The following is a 19,234-nucleotide window of genomic DNA, read 5'->3' as shown; positions in this document are numbered from 1 at the left end:
CGGCGGGCGCTGCTGCGGTGACAGCCTGGGGGCCCGACGGGTACAACGATCAGACCCGAACGGGGTAACCGTCGGGGTTTGTCGGCTTGTTGTTCTGCGTGTGCGGCCGGTGGTCCCCCCGAACGCGCCCGCCGGTGGACCCCGGGAACGCGGCCGGCCGCCGCTCCCGCCGGTGGGGGCGGCGGCCGGGGCGCGCGGCGTGGGACCGGTGTCAGGAGGCGCGGACGCGGAGGGCTCGGGCCAGGTCGTCGAGCTGGTCGACGAGCTTGCGGCGCAGGGCGGGGACGATGGCGGGGTCGTCGATGCCGGCGTGGCCGGCCCGGAGGTTGTCCTCGTCGACGGCGTGGCCGGGGAAGGCGTAGCGGCCCGCGGCTTCGGCGATCGCGGGGCCGCGGCGGGCGCCGAGGGCGATGGCTTCGGCGTAGAAGCGCGGTACGTACTCCCGTACCAGGTCGGCCTGTTCGGGCTGCCAGAAGCCCTGGGCGGTGGCGCTGAAGAGGTAGTTGGAGAGGGAGTCGTCGTGGAAGAGGCGCTGCCAGGCGGCGGCCTTGGCCTCGGCGGTCGGGAGCGCGGCGCGGCAGCGGGCGGCGCCCTCCTCACCGGTGGCGCTGGGGTCGGCGGCCAGGGCCGCGTCGATCTCGCGCTCGCCGACGGCGCCGAGGACGGACAGCCGGGCGAGGATGCGCCAGCGCAGTTCGGGGTCGAGTTCGGGGCCGCCGGGCACGGTGTCGTCCTCGATCCAGGCGGCGAGGGTGTCGGGCTGGGTGGCGGCGTCGATGAGGGCGCGTACGGCGGCGAGCCGCAGCCCGGGGTCGGAGCCGTCCTCGGTGCGGCGCAGCAGGCCGCGGGCGATGAGGGTGAGGGTGGCGAGGGCTTCGGCGCGGTCCTCGGGGGCGAGGTAGCGGTCGGCGACGTGGTGGCGGGCGAAGGCGAGGACACCCTGGACGATGGCCAGGTCGGCTTCCCCGGGCAGGTGGGCGGCGGCGGTGGCCAGGTAGGCGGCGGGTTCGAGTTCGCCGTCGCGGACCATGTCGCGCAGGGAGTTCCAGACGACGGCCCGGGTGAGGGGGCCGGGGATGGCGGACAGTTCGCGCAGGGCGGTCTCGACGGAGGTCTCGTCGAGGCGGACCTTGGCGTAGCCGAAGTCGCCGTCGTTGAGGACGAGGAGGGCCGGGCGGGGGCCGCTGACGGAGACGATCTCGTCGGAGGGGACGTCGATGGTGAGGAGCTCGCGCGGCTCCAGGGTGTTGTCGGGGTCGCGGTCGTAGAGGCCGACGCCGATGTGGTGGGGGCGGGTGCCCTGGTGGTCGACGGTGAGGGTCCAGCCGCCGTGGCTCTCCTCGATGCGCGGGACGAGGGTGTCGATGCCGGTGGTGCGCAGCCAGATGTCGGCCCAGGCGTGGACGTCGCGGTCGGTGTGCGCGGCGAGGGATTCGACGAAGTCGGCGAGTGAGGCGTTGGCGAACTTGTGGCGGGTGAAGTGGGTGTTGATGCCGGCGAGGAAGTCCTTCTCGCCGAGCCAGGCGACGAGTTGGCGCAGGGCGGAGGCGCCCTTGGCGTAGGAGATGCCGTCGAAGTTGAGGAGGGCGCTGGCGGTGTCGGGTACGGCGTCGGGGTCGGGGGCGACGGGGTGCGTGGTGGGCCGCTGGTCGGCGTCGTAGCCCCAGGACTTGCGGTTGACGCCGAATTCGGTCCAGGTGCCGGTGAAGCGGGTGGCTTCGGTGAGGGTCTGGTAGCCCATGTACTCGGCGAAGGACTCGTTCAGCCAGATGTCGTCCCACCAGCGCAGGGTGACGAGGTCGCCGAACCACATGTGGGCCATCTCGTGGGCGATGACCATGGCGCGGGTCTGGCGTTCGGTGTCGGTGACGGCGGAGCGGAAGACGAATTCGTCGCGGAAGGTGACCAGGCCGGGGTTCTCCATGGCGCCGGCGTTGAACTCGGGGACGAAGGCCTGGTCGTAGGAGTCGAAGGGGTAGGGCTCGGAGAACTTCTCGTGGTAGCGGTCGTAGCAGTCGGTGGTGATGGAGAGGATTTCCTCGGCGTCGGCGTCGAGGTGGGGGGCGAGGGACCGGCGGCAGTGGATGCCGAAGGGGAGTCCGGCGTGCTCGGTGCGGATGCTGTGCCAGGGGCCTGCGGCGACGGCGGCGAGGTAGGTGGAGATGACGGGGGTGGGGGCGGACTTCCAGATGCCGGCGCCGTCCGTGTCGCGGTCGCCGACGCGTTCGGTGATGCCGTTGGCGAGGACGGTCCAGTGGGCGGGGGCGGTGACGGTGAACTCGAAGACGGCTTTGAGGTCGGGCTGGTCGAAGGCCGGGAGGACGCGCTGGATGTCGTCCATGAACATCTGGCTGTACACGTACGCCTCCCCGTCCGCGGGGTCGGTGAAGCGGTGCAGGCCCTCGCCGGTGCGGGAGTAGCGCATGCGGGCGGCGATGCGCAGTTCGTGGGGGCCTTCGCCGAGGCCGGTGAGGGGGAGGCGGTTGCCGTCGAGGCCGGCGCGGTCGAGGGGGCTGCCGTCGAGTTCGGCGGAGTGCAGTTCGTCCGGTTTCAGCTCCACGAAGGTGTCCCCGGCGCTGCGGGCGGTGAAGCGGATGACGGTCGTGGACTCGAAGGTGTCTTCGCCGCCGGTGAGGTCGAGGGTGACGGCGTAGTGCTGGACGTCGAGGAGCTGGGCTCGGAGCTGCGCTTCGTTGCGCGTCAGTGCGGACATGGGGCCATGCTGCCCGAAGGGCGGGCCGCGTTCGTCCGCTCCCGGCGAGGGAGGGTCGTCGATGTGGCGTCGGGCCGCCGGAGGGGCGGGGCTGTCGGGGTCTGGTGCGTGCGGTCGCGAGGCGGAGGAGGGAATCGACGCGGTGGGGGCGCCTCCCGGCGGTGGCCGGGGGACGGCAGTGAGCGACGACTGCGCGGCGAGCGTGCGTGCCGGGCCCCGACAGCGGGACGGTGGTGTGACGACGCGCCCTACTCTTCGCCCGCGGCGATCGTCTCGTGGTGGCGGATGACCTCGGCGATGATGAAGTTGAGGAGTTTCTCGGCGAACGCGGGGTCGAGTTTGGCGTTCTCGGCGAGCTGGCGGAGCCGGGCGATCTGGTCGGCCTCGCGGGTCGGGTCGGCGGGGGGCAGCTGGTGCTTGGCCTTGAGGTGGCCGACCTGCTGGGTGCACTTGAAGCGCTCGGCGAGCATGTGGACCACGGCCGCGTCGATGTTGTCGATGCTGTCGCGCAGGCGGGCCAGTTCGGCGGCGACGGTCTCGTCGACGGCGCCGGGGGTGGCGGTGGCTGCGGTGGCGGCTTCGTCGGGGGCGCTGTTGTTCATGGTTCCCGAGAATACGTGGCGGGCGCGTGTGGTTCCTCGGCGAGCCGATCCGTGAGACGGGGCCCTCCTCAGAGCGGGAGGACGGCGGTGACCAGCCAGCCTCCCTCCGGGGCGGGTCCGGCGGTGAGGGAGCCGCCGAGGGCCTCGGCGCGTTCGGCCATGCCGACGAGGCCGTAGCCGCCGCCCCGGGCGGTCTCGGAGAGGCGGGCCGGGCGGCCCCCGTCGTCGGCGACGCGGACCTCCAGCCCGGCGGGGACGGTGCGCAGGCCGACGCGGACGGCAGTGGCGGTCGCGGCGTGCTTGGCCGTGTTGGTGAGGGCTTCGAGGACGATGCGGTGGGCGGTGGCGGCGACGTCGCCGGGGAGCCGGTCCGCCAGCCCCTCCTCCACGTACAGGGCGACGGGCGGGCCGGTGGCGGAGAACCGCTCCGTGAGCGTGCGGATGTCGGCGAGGCCGGCGACGGGCGCGGTGCCGGGCCGTCCGCCGGCGGGTGGCTGGTCCTCGCTCTCGCGGAGGATCTTGACGAGGCGGCGCATGGAGCCCAGAGCCTCGTCCCCGGCGGTCTCGATGCGGCCGAAGATCTCTGCGGCCCGTTCGGCGGAGACCTGGGTGAAGCGGGCGGCGCGGGCCTCCACGACGATGCCGGTGACGTGGTGGGCGACGAGGTCGTGGAGCTCGCGGGCGAGCTCCAGGCGTTCCGCGGTGCGTACGGCGCTCAGCTCGCGCACGCGCTGGACGGACTGGAGGCGCAGCAGGACCGAGTACGCGCCGACGACGACGGCCAGTACGGAGAACAGGAGCGTGAACCGGCCGGGGTTGGTGTCGCGGACGGGCACGGCCATGCAGCCGAGGCCGAGGAGGGGGCCGAGGACGGCGGCGGTGCGGGCGGGGGCGCGGAGCAGGACCTGGGAGAGGAGGACCAGGAGGGCGATGGCCTCGCCGCCGCCCCAGACGATGAGGGGGTGGTTGCCGAAGACGAGCAGGAGGGTGACGGTCCAGGTGACGGCGGCGGCGAACCAGGCGCGGGTGAGGAGGGGTACGGCGGGCCAGGGCGCCGCGCTGAGGCAGACGAGGACGCCGGAGATCCACACGGCGGCGTGCGGGAGGCTGGGCTGGCGGGCGAGGACGACGCCCTCGAAGGTGACGAGGGCGAGCAGCGTGAGGGAGAGGGTGAGCCGGACCCCGTCGGCGGCGTGCGGGTGGCGCCGGGCCCAGGAGGCGAGCGGGCTCACGTCGGGGGCGCGGTCAGGCCGGATTCCCAGGCCCAGGCGGCGATCTCCACGCGGTTGCGGGCGTCGAGTTTCGTCTGCACGTTGGCCAGGTGGGTTTTGACGGTGGACAGGGAGATGAAGAGGTCTCCCGCGATCTCGGCGTTCGTCCGGCCGCGGGCGACGCACCGTACGACGTCCTGTTCGCGTTCCGTCAGGGGCTCGCAGGGGCGGCGGGCGGTCTGGGCGCCGGCGGCCCGGGGGGCCATTTCGCGCAGCAGCCGTACCGTGATGGCGGGTGAGACGAGGGAGTCGCCGACGGCTGCCGCGCGGACCGCCTCAACCAGCATCGCGGGGCTGGCGTCTTTCAGGAGGAAGCCCGATGCTCCTCCGTGGAGCGCGGCGTGGACGTACTCGTCGAGGTCGAAGGTGGTGACGATCACGATGCGCGGACCGTCCCGGTCGGCGAGTCGCCGGGTGACTTCGAGGCCGTCGAGCTTCGGCATGCGGATGTCGAGGAGGAGGACGTCCGGCCGGTGTGCGGCGACGGCCGCGAGGGCGGCCTCGCCGTCGGGGGCGTCGGCGACGACCTCGATGTCCGGCTGGCTTTCGAGGATCATCCGGAATCCGGTCCTGACCATCTCCTGGTCGTCGGCGATGACCACTCTGATCGCCATGCGCTGCCTGCCCCACTGTCGCCCGCTGCGTGTGCCCTCCCATGGGACCGGCGGGCGCGTCGGGCCGCAACCGGGCGGGGCGGGGCCGGCGGGGTGCCGGCCGTGTGCGACTGCGGCCGGCCTTACGCACGTACCGTGGCCGGCGCCTCGTCCTTCCGGCCCGGGTGCATTGGGCCGGAAGGACGAGGTGGAGGGGGTGCGGGGGATGCCGGGGGCGCTGGGCTCAGAGGGTCGCGGCCGCGTTCTTGATGGCGGTGGCGAAGGTGGAGACCTCGGTGTAGACGCCGGGGAAGTTGGGCCGGGCGCAGCCCTCGCCCCAGCTGACGATGCCGACCTGGATCCAGGCGTTGTTGTCGTCGCGGCGGAACATCGGACCGCCGGAGTCACCCTGGCAGGTGTCGACGCCGCCCTGGGGCAGTCCGGCACAGATCTCGTCGCTGGGGACGAGGTCGCTGCCGTACGAGCTCTGGCAGCTGGCGTCGGAGACGAAGGGCACGGTGGCCTTCATCAGGTACCGCTGCTGGCCGCCGCCCTCGCGGGTGGCGCCCCAGCCGGCGACGGTGAAGGTTCCGTTGTCGAAGGCCTTGGTGTCGGCGATCTTGAGGGTGGGCAGGTTGATGGGCTTGGCGAGCTTGATGAGGGCCCAGTCCTTGCCCTTGCCGTTGTAGCCGGGGGCCTGGAGGACCTTGGTGGACTTGACCTTGATGGCGCTGGAGCTGTTGAGGTCGACGACTCCGGCGGTGGCGGTGATGGAGGTGTTGTTCCCGGAGCCGTTCACGCAGTGGGCGGCGGTGAGGACGATCTGCTGGGTGTAGAGGGCGCCGCCGCAGCCCATGGAGAGGCGGACCATGAAGGGGAACTCGCCCTGGGCGGCGCGGGTGCCGCCGACGACGGGGGCCTGGGAGGCGTTGGCCGCGCCGGGCTGGAGGCTGACGGCGGCGAGCGCCACCGCGCCGACGGCGAGGGTGCGCTTGAGGAGTGCGGCAAGGGTGGGCACGGTCAACACACTGCCTTTCGTGGGGGGTTGGGCTGTGCGCGCCATCGGGTGAATGACATGCACATGTCACACCCACCCCTCACCGGACATCAAGAACGCGTTTTCGGACAATCTGCGGCGCAGGGGGCGCCATGACGCGCAATGGCCGCCGCACCAGCCCCGTCGAGCACGGATTTCCGCATCTCGACACCGTCCGCGCCGCGCTCACCGCCCTGTTCCGGCGGCTGTCGTACGAGGGGATCCGGACCTACGGCACGAGCTTCTCCCCCGCCGACGCCGCCTTCGCCGCCGATGAGGACCTCCACCTCGGCGCGCACCGCGTGGCCTCCGCGATCGTGGGGGCGCTGCGGCTGCCCGACGCCCGGATGGTGGTCTGCTTCCGGGCGATGGAGCAGGCGGCCACCGTCGAACTGACCGCGGGGCCCGAGTACTTCATCGAGGTCAACGACCGCTTCCGCACCCACCGCCGCGATCTGGCGGCCGCCCTGGCGCACGAGGTCACGCACGTCCTGCTGCACCGGCTGGACCTGCGCTTCCCGGTCACCGCCGACAACGAGATCCTCACCGACACCGCCGCCGCCTACCTCGGGACCGGCTGGCTGCTCCTCGACGCCTACCGCGAGGACGAGCTCACCCACCAGAAGCTCGGCTACCTCACCCCCGAGGAGTTCGGGTACGTCCTCGCCCGGCGCGCCCTGCTGCTCGGCGAGGACCCGTCCGCCTGGTTCACCAGCCCGCAGGCGTACGAGGCGTACGTGCGCGGCCGCGCGCTCGCCGAGCGGGAGCTGCGCCGGGCCCCCCTGGCGGCCGCGGACCGCGCCGAGCGGCGCCGCTACGCCCGCCACCGGCGGGCGGGCGCCGCCGCGCCGGGGGCCTCGTACCGCTTCGAACCGGACCCGGCGGGGACGGGGATGCGGGTGGGCTTCCCGTGCCCGGTGTGCGGGCAGCGGCTGCGGCTGCCCGTGCGCGGGCCGGTGCGCGCCCGGTGCGGGCTGTGCCGCTCGGTGCTGGACTGCGATACGTGACCGGGGCCGTGCGGGGGCCGGGTTCGGGTCGGGCCGGGGCTCGGCGAACGCGGCGCGGAGGAGGGACAAGTTGTCGCGTTGAGAGCGGTTCAAAGCACGGCCGGCGTGGGTAGTCATATCCCATCGCACGAGTGAAGGATCCGGCCCCGACCCCCCCGCCAGGGGGCCGGGGCCGTTCTTGCGTCACACCCCCTTCCCGAGGACCCCTTACGCCGCCACCGGCTCGGCGGCCGGAGCCGGTTGGGGGGACACCGCCGTGCGCGGCAGGGCCAGGCAGAGCGCCGCGCTGAGCAGGAAGCCGGCGCACACCCAGGGCATCGCGGCGGTCAGGGCGCGCGTGGGGCCGCCGTCCGCGAGGGAGCCGAAGAAGACGCTGCCGATGACGGCCGCGCCCAGCGCTCCGCCGAACTGCTGGGCGGTGGAGAAGATCCCGGAGGCGCCGCCCGCGATGTCGGCGGGGACGGCGGACAGCACGACGTTCACCAGCGGTACGACCAGGAAGCCGAGCCCGGCGCCCGCGAGGAGCAGGCCCGGTACCAGCGGCCACGCCCCGGTGCGCGCGGCACCGGACGCGGAGACGGCGTACCAGACCCCCGCGAACCCGCCCGCCATCAGCAGCGCGCCGCCGGTGAGGACGAGGCGGCCGAAGCGGACGGCGAGGGCGTCGGCGGCGGGGGCGGTCAGGAAGCCGCCGACGGAGAAGGCGGCGGTGAGCACGCCGGCCTGCATCGGGGTGTAGCCCTCGCTGCCCTGGAGCCAGATCGCGAAGACCAGGAAGAAGCCCTGCATGCCGACGGCGAAGAGCAGTTGGACGGCGAGGCCGACGGAGAAGGCGGGCAGGCCGAAGGCTCGGGCGGGCAGCAGCGGCACGGTCGCCGTCCCGCGGCGGCGGGCTTCGAGGAAGCCGAGGCCGATGACGGCGAGGACTCCGGCGGCCAGGCACAGCCAGCCCCACAGCGGCCAGCCGTTGGCCTCGCCCTGGACGAGCGGGAGCACGATGGCGCTCAGGGCGGCGGCCAGCACGAGGCTGCCGGCCAGGTCGGGCCGGCCGGCACCGCGCTCTCGGGTGGCGGGGACGAGGACGGCTGCGGCCAGGCAGGCGGCTGCCGCGACGGGCACGTTGACGAGGAAGACGGACCGCCAGCCCCAGCCGAACAGGTCGGCGCCGGTGAGCAGGCCGCCGAGCAGCAGTCCGACGGCGGCGGCGAAGCCGCCGACGGCCCCGTACACCCCGAAGACGGCGCCGCGCTCCTTGCCGTGGAACAGGGTGCGGAACGAGCCGAGCACCTGGGGCATCAGCAGCGCGGCCATGACGCCCTGCACGGCGCGGGCGGCGATCAGCTGGCCGGGGCTCTGGGCGAGGCCGCAGCCGAGGCTGGCGAGGCCGAAACCGGCGGTTCCGGCGAGGAAGAGGGCCTTGCGGCCGTACCGGTCTCCGAGGTGCCCGGAGACGATCAGCGTGGAGGCGAAGCCGAGGAGGTAGGCGGAGACGAGCCACTGGAGGGCGCCCTGCGAGGCGTGCAGGTCCCGGCCTATGGAGGGGATGGCGACGTTGGCGACGGTCGTGTCGAGCAGGTCCATGAGCGCGGCGACCATCATCACGGCGGCGGCGGCCCAGCGGCGCGGATAGGGGGTCGGAGTCGGGGCCGGGTTCGGATCCGAGGGCGGGGGCGGGGGCGGGGCGGGCGCGGGCGCGGTCATGACGGGCCTCCACATATATTTCGTTCGGACGAACGAAAGACTTGCACGGAGGCGTGCGCGAGCGCGACTCTTTCGTTCGTCCGAACTAAATACTTGGTACGGTGGACGCATGACCGACACGACCGACGAGAAGGACCCCCGCCGGGAGGCGGTGCTGGCCGAACTGAACCGCACGGGCCGGGAGACCAGTGCGGCGACCGTGGTGTTCCACGAGGCGGCGGCCGCGAAGCGGGGCCTCAGCGCGACCGAGACGAAGACCCTGGACCTGCTCATGCGACGCGGGCCGCTCACCGCGAAGGAGCTGTCCCAGCAGTCGGGGCTGGCCCCGGCCTCGGTGACGGGCCTGGTCGACCGGCTGGAGCGCAAGGGCTTCGTCCGCCGGGTCAAGCACCCGACGGACAAGCGGCGGGTCCTGGTGGAGGCGCTGCCGGAGCGGCTGGATGAGATCCGCCCCCTGTTCGAAGACTGGGCCCGCGAGGTGGCCGAGCTGTGCGAGGAGTTCACGACGGCGGAACTGGAAACGGTGATCCGCTTCCTCCAGGGCTCCAACGCCCGCCAACTGCGCGCGGCGGCCCGCCTGACGGAGTCCTGACCCGACCCGGGCACATCCCGCCCCGGCCGCCCCGCCCCGCACCGGCCCGACGCCGCTACTCCGCCCCGTAGACCGGGTGCGGGGGTTCGGATTCCGCGAGGAGTTTCGTGGCCGCCTCGCCCGCCTCCGTCGGGGTCCAGCGGGCCCCGCGGTCCGCCGTCGGGCCCGGACGCCAGCCCTCCATCACCGTGATCCGGCCGCCCTCCGCCTCGAAGACCCGGCCCGTGACCCCCGCCGAGGCGTCCGAGCCCAGCCACACCACCAGCGGCGACACGTTCTCCGGGGCCATCGCGTCGAAGCCCCCCTCCCCCGGCTCCGCCATCGTCTCGGCGAACGTCTGCTCCGTCATCCGTGTCCGCGCCGCCGGGGCGATCGCGTTGACCTGGACCCCGTACCGGGCCATCTCCGCCGCCGCGACCAGCGTCATGCCGAGGATGCCGGCCTTCGCCGCGCTGTAGTTGCCCTGCCCGACGGAGCCCAGCAGGCCCGCCCCCGACGAGGTGTTGACCACCCGCGCCGCCACCGCCCGGCCCGCCTTCGCCTCCGCACGCCAGTACGCCGCCGCGTACTTCAGCGGCAGGAAGTGCCCCTTCAGGTGCACCCGCATCACCGCGTCCCAGTCCGCCTCCTCCAGGTTCACCAGCATCCGGTCCCGCAGGAACCCGGCGTTGTTGACCAGCGTGTCCAGCCTGCCGAACGCCGACAGTGCCGCCCCGACCAGCGAGGACGCGCCCTCCGGGGACGCGATGTCCTTGCCGTGCGCCACCGCCTGGCCGCCCAGGGCCCGGATCTCCGCGACCACCTGCCCGGCCGGGCTGTCCTCCCCCGGCTGCCCGTCCAGGCCCACCCCGAGGTCGTTGACCACGACCTTGGCCCCCTCGGCCGCGAAGGCCAGCGCGTGGGCCCTGCCCAGTCCCCGCCCCGCGCCCGTCACGATGACCACTCGACCCTCGGCAAGTCCCATCTCAGTCCTCCTTGTTGACCGTTGCCGCATCCAGAAAAGCCGGTCGCTCCCCGCCCCCGTGCACGAGCAGGCTCGCCCCGCTGACATACCCCGCCCGACCGGAGGCCAGAAACACCGCCGCCGCCCCGACGTCCGAGGGATCCGCCAGCCTGCCCAGCGGAACCGTCGCCCCGACGGCCGCGATCCCCGCCTCGTCCCCGTAGTGCAGGTGCGCCAGCTCGGTCCGCACCATGCCCAGGACCAGCGAGTTCACCCGTACCTCGGGCGCCCACTCCACGGCCATGGACCGGGCCAGGTTCTCCAGGCCGGCCTTCGCCGCCCCGTACGCCGCCGTCCCGGGCGATGGCCGGGTTCCGCTGACGCTGCCGATCATCACCACCGAGCCCTGCGTCTCGCGCAGCCTCGGGTAGGCCGCCAGCGAGGCGGTCAGCGGGGCGAGCAGGTTCAGCTCGACGACCCGTGCGTGCCGCTCCGCCCCGCCCTCCCCCAGCAGCCGGTACGGGGTCCCGCCCGCGTTGTTGACCAGGCAGTCGAGCCGCCCGTACCGGCGCTCGACCGCCTCGAAGAACTCCTCGACGGCAGCCGGATCGCGCAGGTCCAGCGCGGCGAACGAGGCCGTGCGGCCGTCCGCGGACACCGGTTCCCGCGGCGGGCGGCGGGCGCAGACGACGACTTCCGCGCCCGCTTCGAGGAACGACCGGGCGATGCCGGCGCCGACGCCGCGGGTTCCGCCGGTGACGACTGCAACCCTCCCGTCGAGCTCCATAGGCTGCTACCTTCCTCACCTAACAAATGTTTGGTGGAAAGGTAGCTGATCCTCTCATGGGTGTCTCCACCTCAAGCCCCGACGAGGGCGTCGCACTGGTCACGGTCGACTTCCCGCCCGTCAACGCCCTTCCCGTACGGGGCTGGTACGAGCTCGCCGACGCCCTGCGCGCCGCCGGCCGGGACCCCGGGACCCGGTGCGTCGTCCTGGCCGCCGAGGGCCGCGGCTTCAACGCCGGCGTCGACATCAAGGAGATGCAGCGCGACACCGCCCACGGCGCCCTCATCGGCGCCAACCGGGGCTGCTACGAGGCCTTCGCCGCCGTGTACGAGTGCGAGGTGCCCGTCGTCGCGGCCGTGCACGGGTTCTGCCTGGGCGGCGGCATCGGCCTCGTCGGCAACGCCGACGCGATCGTGGCCTGCGAGGACGCGACCTTCGGGCTCCCCGAGCTCGACCGGGGCGCGCTCGGCGCCGCCACCCACCTGGCCCGCCTGGTCCCGCAGCACCTGATGCGCGCCCTCTACTACACCTCCCGCACCGCGACCGCCGCCGAACTGCACGCGCACGGCTCGGTGTGGAAGGTGGTCCCGCGCGCGGAGCTGCGGGACGCCGCCTTGGAGCTGGCCTCCGAGATCGCGCGGAAGGACGGCTACCTGATCCGGCTGGCCAAGGCGGCCATCAACGGCATCGACCCCGTCGACGTACGGCGCAGCTACCGCTTCGAGCAGGGGTTCACCTTCGAGGCCAACCTCAGCGGGGTCGCCGACCGGGTCCGCGACACCTTCGGAGAGTCCGCAGCGGGAGCGACCGCGGGGAAGGAGCGCTCATGACCGACAAGACGATGACCCCCGAAGAGGTGGTCGGGCAGCTGCGGAGCGGGATGACCCTCGGCATCGGCGGCTGGGGATCGCGGCGCAAACCGATGGCCCTGGTGCGGGCGCTGCTCCGGTCCGAGATCACCGGTCTCACCGTGGTCTCGTACGGCGGCCCCGACGTCGGCGTGCTCGCGGCCGCCGGCCGGATCCGCCGGCTCGTCGCCCCCTTCGCCACGCTCGACTCGATCCCGCTGGAGCCGCATTTCCGGGCCGCCCGCGAGAGCGGCGCCTTCGCCCTCACCGAGTACGACGAGGCCATGTTCATGTGGGGCCTGCACGCCGCCGCCAACCGGCTGCCCTTCCTCCCCGTCCGCGCCGGCCTCGGCTCCGACGTCATGCGGGTCAATCCCGAGCTGCGGACCGTCACCTCCCCCTACGCCGACGGCGAGGAGTTCGTCGCCGTCCCCGCCCTGCGCCTGGACGCCGCCCTCGTCCACCTCAACCGCGCCGACCGCCTCGGCAACGCCCAGTACCTGGGCCCGGACCCGTACTTCGACGACCTGTTCTGCGAGGCGGCCGACGCCGCGTACGTCTCCTGCGAGCAGCTCGTGGAGACCGCCGAGCTCTCCAAGGCCGGGCCCCCGCAGTCCCTGCTGGTCAGCCGGCACTCCGTCACGGGCGTCGTCGAGACCCCGAACGGCGCGCACTTCACCTCCTGCGCCCCCGACTACGGGCGGGACGAGGCCTTCCAGAAGCTGTACGCGGCCACTCCCTGGCCGGAGTTCTCCGCCCGCTTCCTCTCCGGGGGCAGCGAGCACGCCTACCAGTCGGCCGTCCGGGCCTGGCACGAGGAGCAGCGGTGAGCGCAGTGGGTGCGGTGGGTGCAGCGGGCACGGCGACGGACGCCTCCCGGGCGGAGTACTGCGTGATCGCCTGCGCCGAGGCCTGGCGCGGCGACGGGGAGGTGCTCGCCAGCCCGATGGGCCTGATCCCGTCCTTCGGGGCCCGGCTGGCGAAGCGGACCTTCTCCCCCGACCTCCTGCTGACCGATGGCGAAGCCCTGCTCGTCGGGCTCGACGGGGAGACGGAGGGCTGGCTCCCGTACCGGCGCCACCTCACGATGGTCACCGGCGGCCGGCGGCACGTGATGATGGGCGCCAGCCAGATCGACCGGTTCGGCAATCAGAACATCTCCTGCATCGGCGACTGGGCGCGGCCCGCCCGCCAGCTCCTCGGAGTGCGCGGCGCGCCCGTCAACACGCTGAACAACCCGGTGAGCTACTGGGTTCCGAGGCATTCGCCGCGGGTGTTCGTCGAGCGCGTCGACATGGTGAGCGGGGTGGGCTACGACCGGGCCGGGGCGGCCGGGGTGACCCGCTTCCACCGGCTCCCGCGGGTGGTCAGCGATCTCGCCGTCTTCGATTTCGAGGGCCCGGACCACTCGATGCGCCTGGCCTCCGTGCACCCGGGCGTCACCGTCGAACAGGTCCGGGCGGCCACCGGGTTCGAGCCGGCGGTCACCGGCGAGGTCCCGTACACGCGGGAGCCGACCGCCGAGGAGCTGCGGCTGATCCGCGAGGTGATCGACCCGAGGGGGCTGCGCGACCGGGAAGTGCGGGCCTGAGGGGGTGGCGGCGGCGATGGCGATACGGACGGCTTTCACCGAACTGGTCGGTGTCGAGCACCCGATCGTGCAGACGGGCATGGGCTGGGTGGCCGGCCCGCGGCTGGTGTCGGCCGCGGCTGCGGCCGGAGCCCTGGGCATCCTGGCCTCGGCGACGATGACCGTGGAGGAGCTGCGGGCGGCGGTCCGCGAGGTCCGCTCCCGTACGGACGCCCCGTTCGGGGTGAACCTGCGGGCGGACGCGGGGGACGCAGCCGAGCGGGTCCGGCTGATCATCGACGAGGGCGTACGGGTGGCCTCGTTCGCGCTCGCCCCGTCGAAGGAGCTCATCGCCCGGCTCAAGGACGCGGGCGTCGTGGTGATCCCCTCGATCGGGGCCCGCCGGCACGCCGAGAAGGTCGCGGCCTGGGGGGCCGACGCGGTGATCGTGCAGGGCGGCGAGGGCGGCGGGCACACCGGGGACGTGGCCACGACGGTGCTGCTGCCGCAGGTGGTCGACGCGGTGGACATCCCGGTGGTCGCGGCGGGCGGCTTCCACGACGGCCGCGGCCTGGTCGCGGCCCTGTCGTACGGGGCCGCGGGCATCGCCATGGGCACCCGCTTCCTGCTGACCTCGGACTCCACCGTCCCGGACGCGGTCAAGGCCCGGTACCTGGCGGCCGGGGTCAAGGACGTCACCGTCACGACCGCCGTGGACGGGCTGCCGCACCGGATGCTCCGCACGGAGCTCGTCGCTTCCCTGGAGCGGGCCGGCCGTACGCGGGCGCTGGCCCGGGCGGTCCGGCACGCGGCCGCGTTCCGCGGGCTGTCGGGCCTGTCCTGGCCGCAGATGGTGCGCGACGGCCTCGCGATGAAACACGGCAAGGACCTGTCCTGGAGCCAGGTCTTGCTCGCCGCGAACACCCCCATGCTCCTCAGGGCGTCCATGGTCGAGGGCCGTACGGACCTCGGCGTCATGGCATCGGGCCAGGTCGCGGGGGTGATCGAGGATCTGCCGTCCTGTGCGGAGCTCGTCGCCCGCGTCATGGCCGAGGCACACGGTGTGCTCGCACACCTGCAGTCGCTCGACACCCTGCCACCACCAGGGTGACCCTCCTTCTCCGTTGCAGGAGCCGCCAGATGAGCCGTGCCCGAATCCGCCTGGCGATCGCGGTGCTCGCGTCCGCCCTCGCCGTCGGGACCCTGCCCGCCGCCGCGCACGCCGCGCCGGCGCACCGCACCACCAGCGCCGCGACCACCGCCGCCGGCCGCCACCACCAGCTGGCGGAAACGATTCGCCAGATCCCGCTCCAGGGCGCTGTCAACGTCCGCGACCTGGGCGGCTACCGGACCTGGACCGGTGGGCAGGTCCGCCAGGGGCTGGTCTACCGCTCCGACGCCCTCGGGAAGCTGACCCCGGCGGACACCACCGCCCTCTCGGGTCTCGGCCTGCGGAAGGTCGTCGACTTCCGCATCCCGATGGAGCTCCAGTACGACGGCGCCGACCGGCTGCCCGCCGGGCTCACCGCCACCTCCCGCCCCGTCAGCGACCTCGGCCTGTACGGGACCCTGCTCGGCGCGATATCCAGCGGCGATCCCGCCACGCAGGAGCAGATGCTCGGGGGCGGCCGCGCCGAGGCCTACATGCGCGACATCTACCGCACTTTCGTGACCAGCCCCGAGAACCGGGCGCAGTTCGCGACGACGCTGCGGGAGATCGCGGACGGCGGCCAGGGCCCGCTCCTGTTCCACTGCACCTCGGGCAAGGACCGGACCGGCTGGATGAGTTACGTCCTGCTGCGCGCCCTGGCCGTTCCCGAGGACGCGGCCACGCGCGACTACCTCGCGTCGAACACCTTCCGCGCCGCGTACGACGCCCAGGTGCGGGCGGGTCTGAAGCAGTCCGGGCGGATGCAGAACCCGGACCTGCTGATCCCGCTCCAAGAGGTCCGCCAGGACTACCTGGACGCGGCGACCGCGCAGATGGAGGCGGAGTACGGCGGTTTCTACGGCTACCTCACGGACGGCCTCGGCCTGGACCTGCGGACGCTCGCGAAGCTCCAGGACAAGCTGGTCCGCTGAACCGACCCGCCCCGCGGGCACCGGCACGGACGCCGGGCAACACGATGCCGGGCAGCACGACGCCGGGCAGCACCCGCAGGTGCTGCCCGGCGTCATCGCGCGTACGGGGGCGGATCAGACCGCCCGGCGCCGCCCCTGGCCCGCGGAGCCGACGCGGCTGCGCGACGAGGCCGCGGCCGCGCCGCCGGCCGAGGCGGAGGCGCTGCCCGCGCCGCGCCGGGACTGGCCGCCGTTGCCCGAGCCGCCGGAGCCGCCCTGGCCGCGCCGGGACTGGCCCGACCCGGAGGCCGCCGCCGGGGCCTGGCCGGAGCCCGCGCCGCCGGAGCGGCGGCCGCGGCCGCCGGCCGCGGGGGCGCCGCCCGTGGCGGAGCCGGTGCGCGGGCCGCTCGAACGGCGGCGGGAGGAGCCGGAGCCCGAGCCGGAGCGCGCCTTGGCCGGGGCCGGCTGCTGCGGCACCTCCAGCACCACGGGGATGCCCGAGGGCTCCTTGGCGCCGGTCAGCCGGGACAGCTCCTCGTCGGAGGACTTGATCTGCGCGGTGCGCGGGGAGATGCCGGCGTCCGACATCAGGCGGGACATGTCCCGCTTCTGGTCGGGGAGCACCAGGGTGACCACGCTGCCGGACTCGCCGGCGCGCGCGGTACGGCCGCCGCGGTGCAGGTAGTCCTTGTGGTCGGTGGGCGGGTCGATGTTGACGACCAGGTCGAGGTCGTCGATGTGGATGCCGCGGGCGGCCACGTTGGTGGCGACCAGCGCGGTGACCTCGCCCGTCTTGAACCAGTCGAGGGTCCGGTTGCGCTGCGGCTGCGAGCGGCCGCCGTGCAGGCCGGAGGCGCGGACGCCGTCGGCCAGGAGCTTCTTGACCATGCGGTCGACACCGCGCTTGGTGTCCACGAACATGATCACCCGGCCGTCGCGAGCGGCTATGCGCGTCGCCACGGCCTTCTTGTCGGTCTCGTCCATGACGTACAGGACGTGGTGCTCCATCGTGCTGACCGCGCCGGCGGACGGGTCGACGGAGAAGGCGACCGGGTCGTGCAGGAACATCTTGACGAGCTTGTCGATGTTCTTGTCGAGGGTCGCCGAGAACAGCATGGTCTGGCCCTCGGGCTGGACCTGCTTGAGCAGCGCGGTGACCTGCGGCATGAAGCCCATGTCGGTCATCTGGTCGGCCTCGTCGAGGACCGTGATCGCGACCTGGGAGAGGTCGGCGTCACCGCGGTCGATGAGGTCCTTCAGGCGGCCGGGGGTGGCGACGAGGACCTCGGCGCCGCGGCGCAGGGCGCCGGACTGCCGGTTGATCGACATGCCGCCGACGACGGTCGTGATCCGCAGGTTGACGGACGTGGCGTACGGGGCCATCGCGTCGGTCACCTGCTGCGCGAGCTCACGGGTCGGTACGAGGACCAGCGCGAGCGGCTGCTTCGGCTGGGCGCGGCGGCCGGCGGTGCGGGCCAGCAGCGCCAGGCCGAAGGCCAGCGTCTTGCCGGAGCCGGTACGGCCGCGGCCGAGCAGGTCACGGCCGGCGAGCGAGTTCGGCAGCGTCGCGGCCTGGATCGGGAACGGCTCGGTGACGCCCTGGGCGGCGAGGGTCTTCAGCAGCGCCTCGGGCATGCCCATGTCCTCGAACGCGGCGACCGGCTCCAGGGCCGGGGTCAGCGGTTCGGGCATGGTGAATTCTTGGGGCCGGGCGACGGGGGCGGACTTCTGCCGTCCCGCGCCAGCCTTCGGACGTCCCTGAGCCGGACCTCGACCCCGGGTGGGGCGGCGGCTGGGTCGTGCGGAGCTGGAGCTGGTCATGCGAGAAAGCCCTCCTGAAACCGGCAGGTAAAACAAAGATCGAGACAGCAGACAAGCCGGGGCCCGCACCTCGCGGTGCGGACCCCGGCATGCTGAAGTACTTAGTTGGCGGGGAGGATGTTCTCCGCCTGGGGGCCCTTCTGGCCCTGGGTCACGTCGAACGAGACGCGCTGACCCTCGGTGAGCTCACGGAAGCCCTGGGTGGCGATGTTCGAGTAGTGGGCGAAGACGTCCGGGCCGCCACCGTCCTGCTCGATGAAGCCGAAGCCCTTTTCCGAGTTGAACCACTTCACGGTGCCAAGTGCCATTTTAAATCTCCTGAATAGGCGGCAAAGGGCCCCATCCGGAGATTCCGGCAAAACAATAAAAGCGCCTGAGGAACATTCCCGTCAGGCGCACATAAAGTTCATGGGTACCACAACTGCAACGCTCTCCAAGCTAGCACACCTCGGCGCCGACACCCAGCCCCGCCTGCACCCGGGGCGGGATAGATCCGGGGGCACCGCCCCCGGATGGCTTCCGGTTACAGCCGCTCGATGATGGTGACGTTGGCCTGGCCGCCGCCCTCGCACATGGTCTGGAGGCCGAACCGGCCGCCCGTGCGCTCCAGTTCGTGGAGCAGGGTGGTCATCAGCTTCACCCCCGTGGCGCCCAGCGGATGGCCCAGTGCGATGGCTCCGCCGTTGACGTTCACCCGTTCGGGGTCGGCGCCGGTCTCCTTCAGCCAGGCCAGGACGACCGGGGCGAAGGCCTCGTTGATCTCGACCAGGTCGATGTCGTCCAGCGACATGCCGGTCTTCTTCAGGGCGTGCGCCGTGGCCGGGATCGGGGCCGAGAGCATCCGGATCGGGTCCTCGCCCCGTACGGACAGGTGGTGGATGCGGGCCCGCGGCCGCAGGCCGTGCTCCGCCACCGCCCGCTCGGAGGCGATCAGCATGGCCGCCGCCCCGTCGGAGACCTGCGAGGAGACGGCCGCCGTGATCGTGCCGCCCTCGACCACCGGCCTTAGGCCCGCCATCTTCTCCAGGGTGGTGTCCCGGCGGGGGCCCTCGTCCACGCGTACGTCCCCGTACGCCACCGTCTCGCGCGCGAAACGGCCCTCGTCGAGGGCCCGGATCGCCCGCCGGTGCGAGCGGAGCGCGAACTCCTCCATGTCGCGCCGCGTGATCCCCCACTTCTGCGCGATGAGCTGCGCGCCGTGGAACTGGTTCACCGGCGCGTCCCCGTACCGGGCCCGCCAGCCCTCGCTGCCCGCGTACGGGCCCTCCGTGAGGCCGAGCGGCTCCGCGGCCTGCCGCGAGGCGAAGGCGATCGGGATCATCGACATGTTCTGGGTCCCGCCCGCGACGACCAGGTCCTGGGTCCCGGAGAGCACGCCCTGCGCGGCGAAGTGGACGGCCTGCTGCGAGGAGCCGCACTGGCGGTCCACCGTGACCCCCGGCACCTCCTCGGGCAGCCCCGCCGCCAGCCACGCCGTCCGCGCGATGTCCCCGGCCTGCGGGCCCACCGTGTCCAGGCAGCCGAAGACCACGTCCTCGACGGCGGCCGGGTCCACTCCGGAGCGCTCCACCAGGGCTTTCAGGACGTGCGCGCCCAGGTCGGCCGGGTGGACGCCCGACAGGCCTCCTCCGCGCCGGCCCACGGGGGTGCGTACGGCTTCGACTATGTAGGCCTCGGGCATGGCGGGTG

At 73.3% G+C, this 19,234-nt stretch carries 18 protein-coding genes; 7 read left to right on the top strand and 11 right to left on the bottom strand.

The window, feature by feature from the left end; all coding sequences use genetic code 11:
* Positions 1 to 211 precede the first annotated feature (211 nt).
* The 5 genes from pepN to ACIBAD_RS30900 form a co-directional block, all read right to left on the bottom strand.
* A complete protein-coding gene (gene pepN / locus ACIBAD_RS30920; RefSeq protein ID WP_398909935.1) occupies positions 212 to 2,713 on the bottom strand; it encodes an aminopeptidase N in 2,502 nt (833 codons plus the stop codon).
* 248 nt (positions 2,714 to 2,961) lie between these two features.
* Positions 2,962 to 3,315: a chorismate mutase gene (locus ACIBAD_RS30915; protein ID WP_134074995.1), complete on the bottom strand. Its 354-nt coding sequence runs from the start codon at positions 3,313 to 3,315 to the stop codon at positions 2,962 to 2,964.
* Between the two features lie 68 nt (positions 3,316 to 3,383).
* Entirely contained in the window at positions 3,384 to 4,547 is a 1,164-nt protein-coding gene (locus ACIBAD_RS30910; RefSeq protein WP_134074996.1) for a histidine kinase, read from the bottom strand.
* Complete coding sequence (locus tag ACIBAD_RS30905) at positions 4,544 to 5,200, bottom strand: response regulator (RefSeq protein WP_398909932.1); 657 nt, start codon at positions 5,198 to 5,200, stop codon at positions 4,544 to 4,546. The genes ACIBAD_RS30910 and ACIBAD_RS30905 overlap by 4 nt, the downstream gene beginning before the upstream one ends.
* A 223-nt stretch (positions 5,201 to 5,423) precedes the next feature.
* Positions 5,424 to 6,242, bottom strand: a complete 819-nt coding sequence (locus ACIBAD_RS30900; RefSeq protein WP_398909930.1) for a serine protease — start codon at positions 6,240 to 6,242, stop codon at positions 5,424 to 5,426.
* A gap of 86 nt (positions 6,243 to 6,328) precedes the next feature.
* On the opposite strand from ACIBAD_RS30900, the gene ACIBAD_RS30895 reads away from it, so the two are divergent.
* Positions 6,329 to 7,222 carry a hypothetical protein gene (locus ACIBAD_RS30895; protein WP_134074998.1) on the top strand — a complete coding sequence of 298 codons (894 nt, stop codon included), beginning with the start codon at positions 6,329 to 6,331 and terminating at the stop codon, positions 7,220 to 7,222.
* Positions 7,223 to 7,429: 207 nt separating this feature from the next.
* Here the strand turns inward: ACIBAD_RS30895 and ACIBAD_RS30890 are convergent, their stop codons facing one another.
* On the bottom strand, positions 7,430 to 8,923 hold the full coding sequence (locus tag ACIBAD_RS30890; protein WP_134074999.1) for an MFS transporter: 1,494 nt from the start codon (positions 8,921 to 8,923) through the stop codon (positions 7,430 to 7,432).
* Positions 8,924 to 9,032: 109 nt separating this feature from the next.
* Between ACIBAD_RS30890 and ACIBAD_RS30885 the strand changes: the two genes are divergently transcribed.
* Complete coding sequence (locus tag ACIBAD_RS30885) at positions 9,033 to 9,515, top strand: MarR family transcriptional regulator (RefSeq protein ID WP_134075000.1); 483 nt, start codon at positions 9,033 to 9,035, stop codon at positions 9,513 to 9,515.
* Positions 9,516 to 9,570: 55 nt separating this feature from the next.
* Here the strand turns inward: ACIBAD_RS30885 and ACIBAD_RS30880 are convergent, their stop codons facing one another.
* Both ACIBAD_RS30880 and ACIBAD_RS30875 read right to left on the bottom strand, forming a co-directional pair.
* A complete protein-coding gene (locus ACIBAD_RS30880; protein WP_134075001.1) occupies positions 9,571 to 10,479 on the bottom strand; it encodes an SDR family oxidoreductase in 909 nt (302 codons plus the stop codon).
* Position 10,480: 1 nt separating this feature from the next.
* A complete protein-coding gene (locus tag ACIBAD_RS30875; RefSeq protein ID WP_134075002.1) occupies positions 10,481 to 11,245 on the bottom strand; it encodes an SDR family oxidoreductase in 765 nt (254 codons plus the stop codon).
* A gap of 56 nt (positions 11,246 to 11,301) precedes the next feature.
* On the opposite strand from ACIBAD_RS30875, the gene ACIBAD_RS30870 reads away from it, so the two are divergent.
* From ACIBAD_RS30870 to ACIBAD_RS30850, 5 genes are read left to right on the top strand one after another with little or no spacing between them, the layout of a single operon-like run.
* Positions 11,302 to 12,075, top strand: coding sequence for an enoyl-CoA hydratase family protein (locus tag ACIBAD_RS30870; RefSeq protein ID WP_398909927.1), 774 nt, complete (start codon positions 11,302 to 11,304; stop codon positions 12,073 to 12,075).
* Positions 12,072 to 12,923: a CoA-transferase gene (locus tag ACIBAD_RS30865; protein WP_134075004.1), complete on the top strand. Its 852-nt coding sequence runs from the start codon at positions 12,072 to 12,074 to the stop codon at positions 12,921 to 12,923. Before ACIBAD_RS30870 ends, ACIBAD_RS30865 begins: the two co-directional genes overlap by 4 nt.
* Entirely contained in the window at positions 12,920 to 13,684 is a 765-nt protein-coding gene (locus tag ACIBAD_RS30860) for a CoA-transferase subunit beta (protein WP_398909924.1), read from the top strand. Before ACIBAD_RS30865 ends, ACIBAD_RS30860 begins: the two co-directional genes overlap by 4 nt.
* A gap of 22 nt (positions 13,685 to 13,706) precedes the next feature.
* Positions 13,707 to 14,774, top strand: coding sequence for a nitronate monooxygenase (locus tag ACIBAD_RS30855; RefSeq protein WP_134075791.1), 1,068 nt, complete (start codon positions 13,707 to 13,709; stop codon positions 14,772 to 14,774).
* A 29-nt stretch (positions 14,775 to 14,803) separates the two neighbouring features.
* Positions 14,804 to 15,745: a tyrosine-protein phosphatase gene (locus tag ACIBAD_RS30850; protein WP_134075005.1), complete on the top strand. Its 942-nt coding sequence runs from the start codon at positions 14,804 to 14,806 to the stop codon at positions 15,743 to 15,745.
* 114 nt (positions 15,746 to 15,859) lie between these two features.
* On the opposite strand, the gene ACIBAD_RS30845 is transcribed toward ACIBAD_RS30850, so the two are convergent.
* The 3 genes from ACIBAD_RS30845 to ACIBAD_RS30835 form a co-directional block, all read right to left on the bottom strand.
* Positions 15,860 to 17,545 carry a DEAD/DEAH box helicase gene (locus ACIBAD_RS30845; protein ID WP_134075006.1) on the bottom strand — a complete coding sequence of 562 codons (1,686 nt, stop codon included), beginning with the start codon at positions 17,543 to 17,545 and terminating at the stop codon, positions 15,860 to 15,862.
* 101 nt (positions 17,546 to 17,646) lie between these two features.
* Positions 17,647 to 17,853: a cold-shock protein gene (locus ACIBAD_RS30840; protein WP_030292052.1), complete on the bottom strand. Its 207-nt coding sequence runs from the start codon at positions 17,851 to 17,853 to the stop codon at positions 17,647 to 17,649.
* Between the two features lie 215 nt (positions 17,854 to 18,068).
* On the bottom strand, positions 18,069 to 19,226 hold the full coding sequence (locus ACIBAD_RS30835; RefSeq protein WP_134075007.1) for an acetyl-CoA C-acetyltransferase: 1,158 nt from the start codon (positions 19,224 to 19,226) through the stop codon (positions 18,069 to 18,071).
* Positions 19,227 to 19,234: the final 8 nt, after the last annotated feature.

The organism is Streptomyces sp. NPDC051109, from assembly GCF_044455885.1.
In the GTDB taxonomy this organism is placed as follows: Bacteria; Actinomycetota; Actinomycetes; order Streptomycetales; family Streptomycetaceae; genus Streptomyces.
This window is presented reverse-complemented; position numbering and strand designations above follow the sequence as displayed.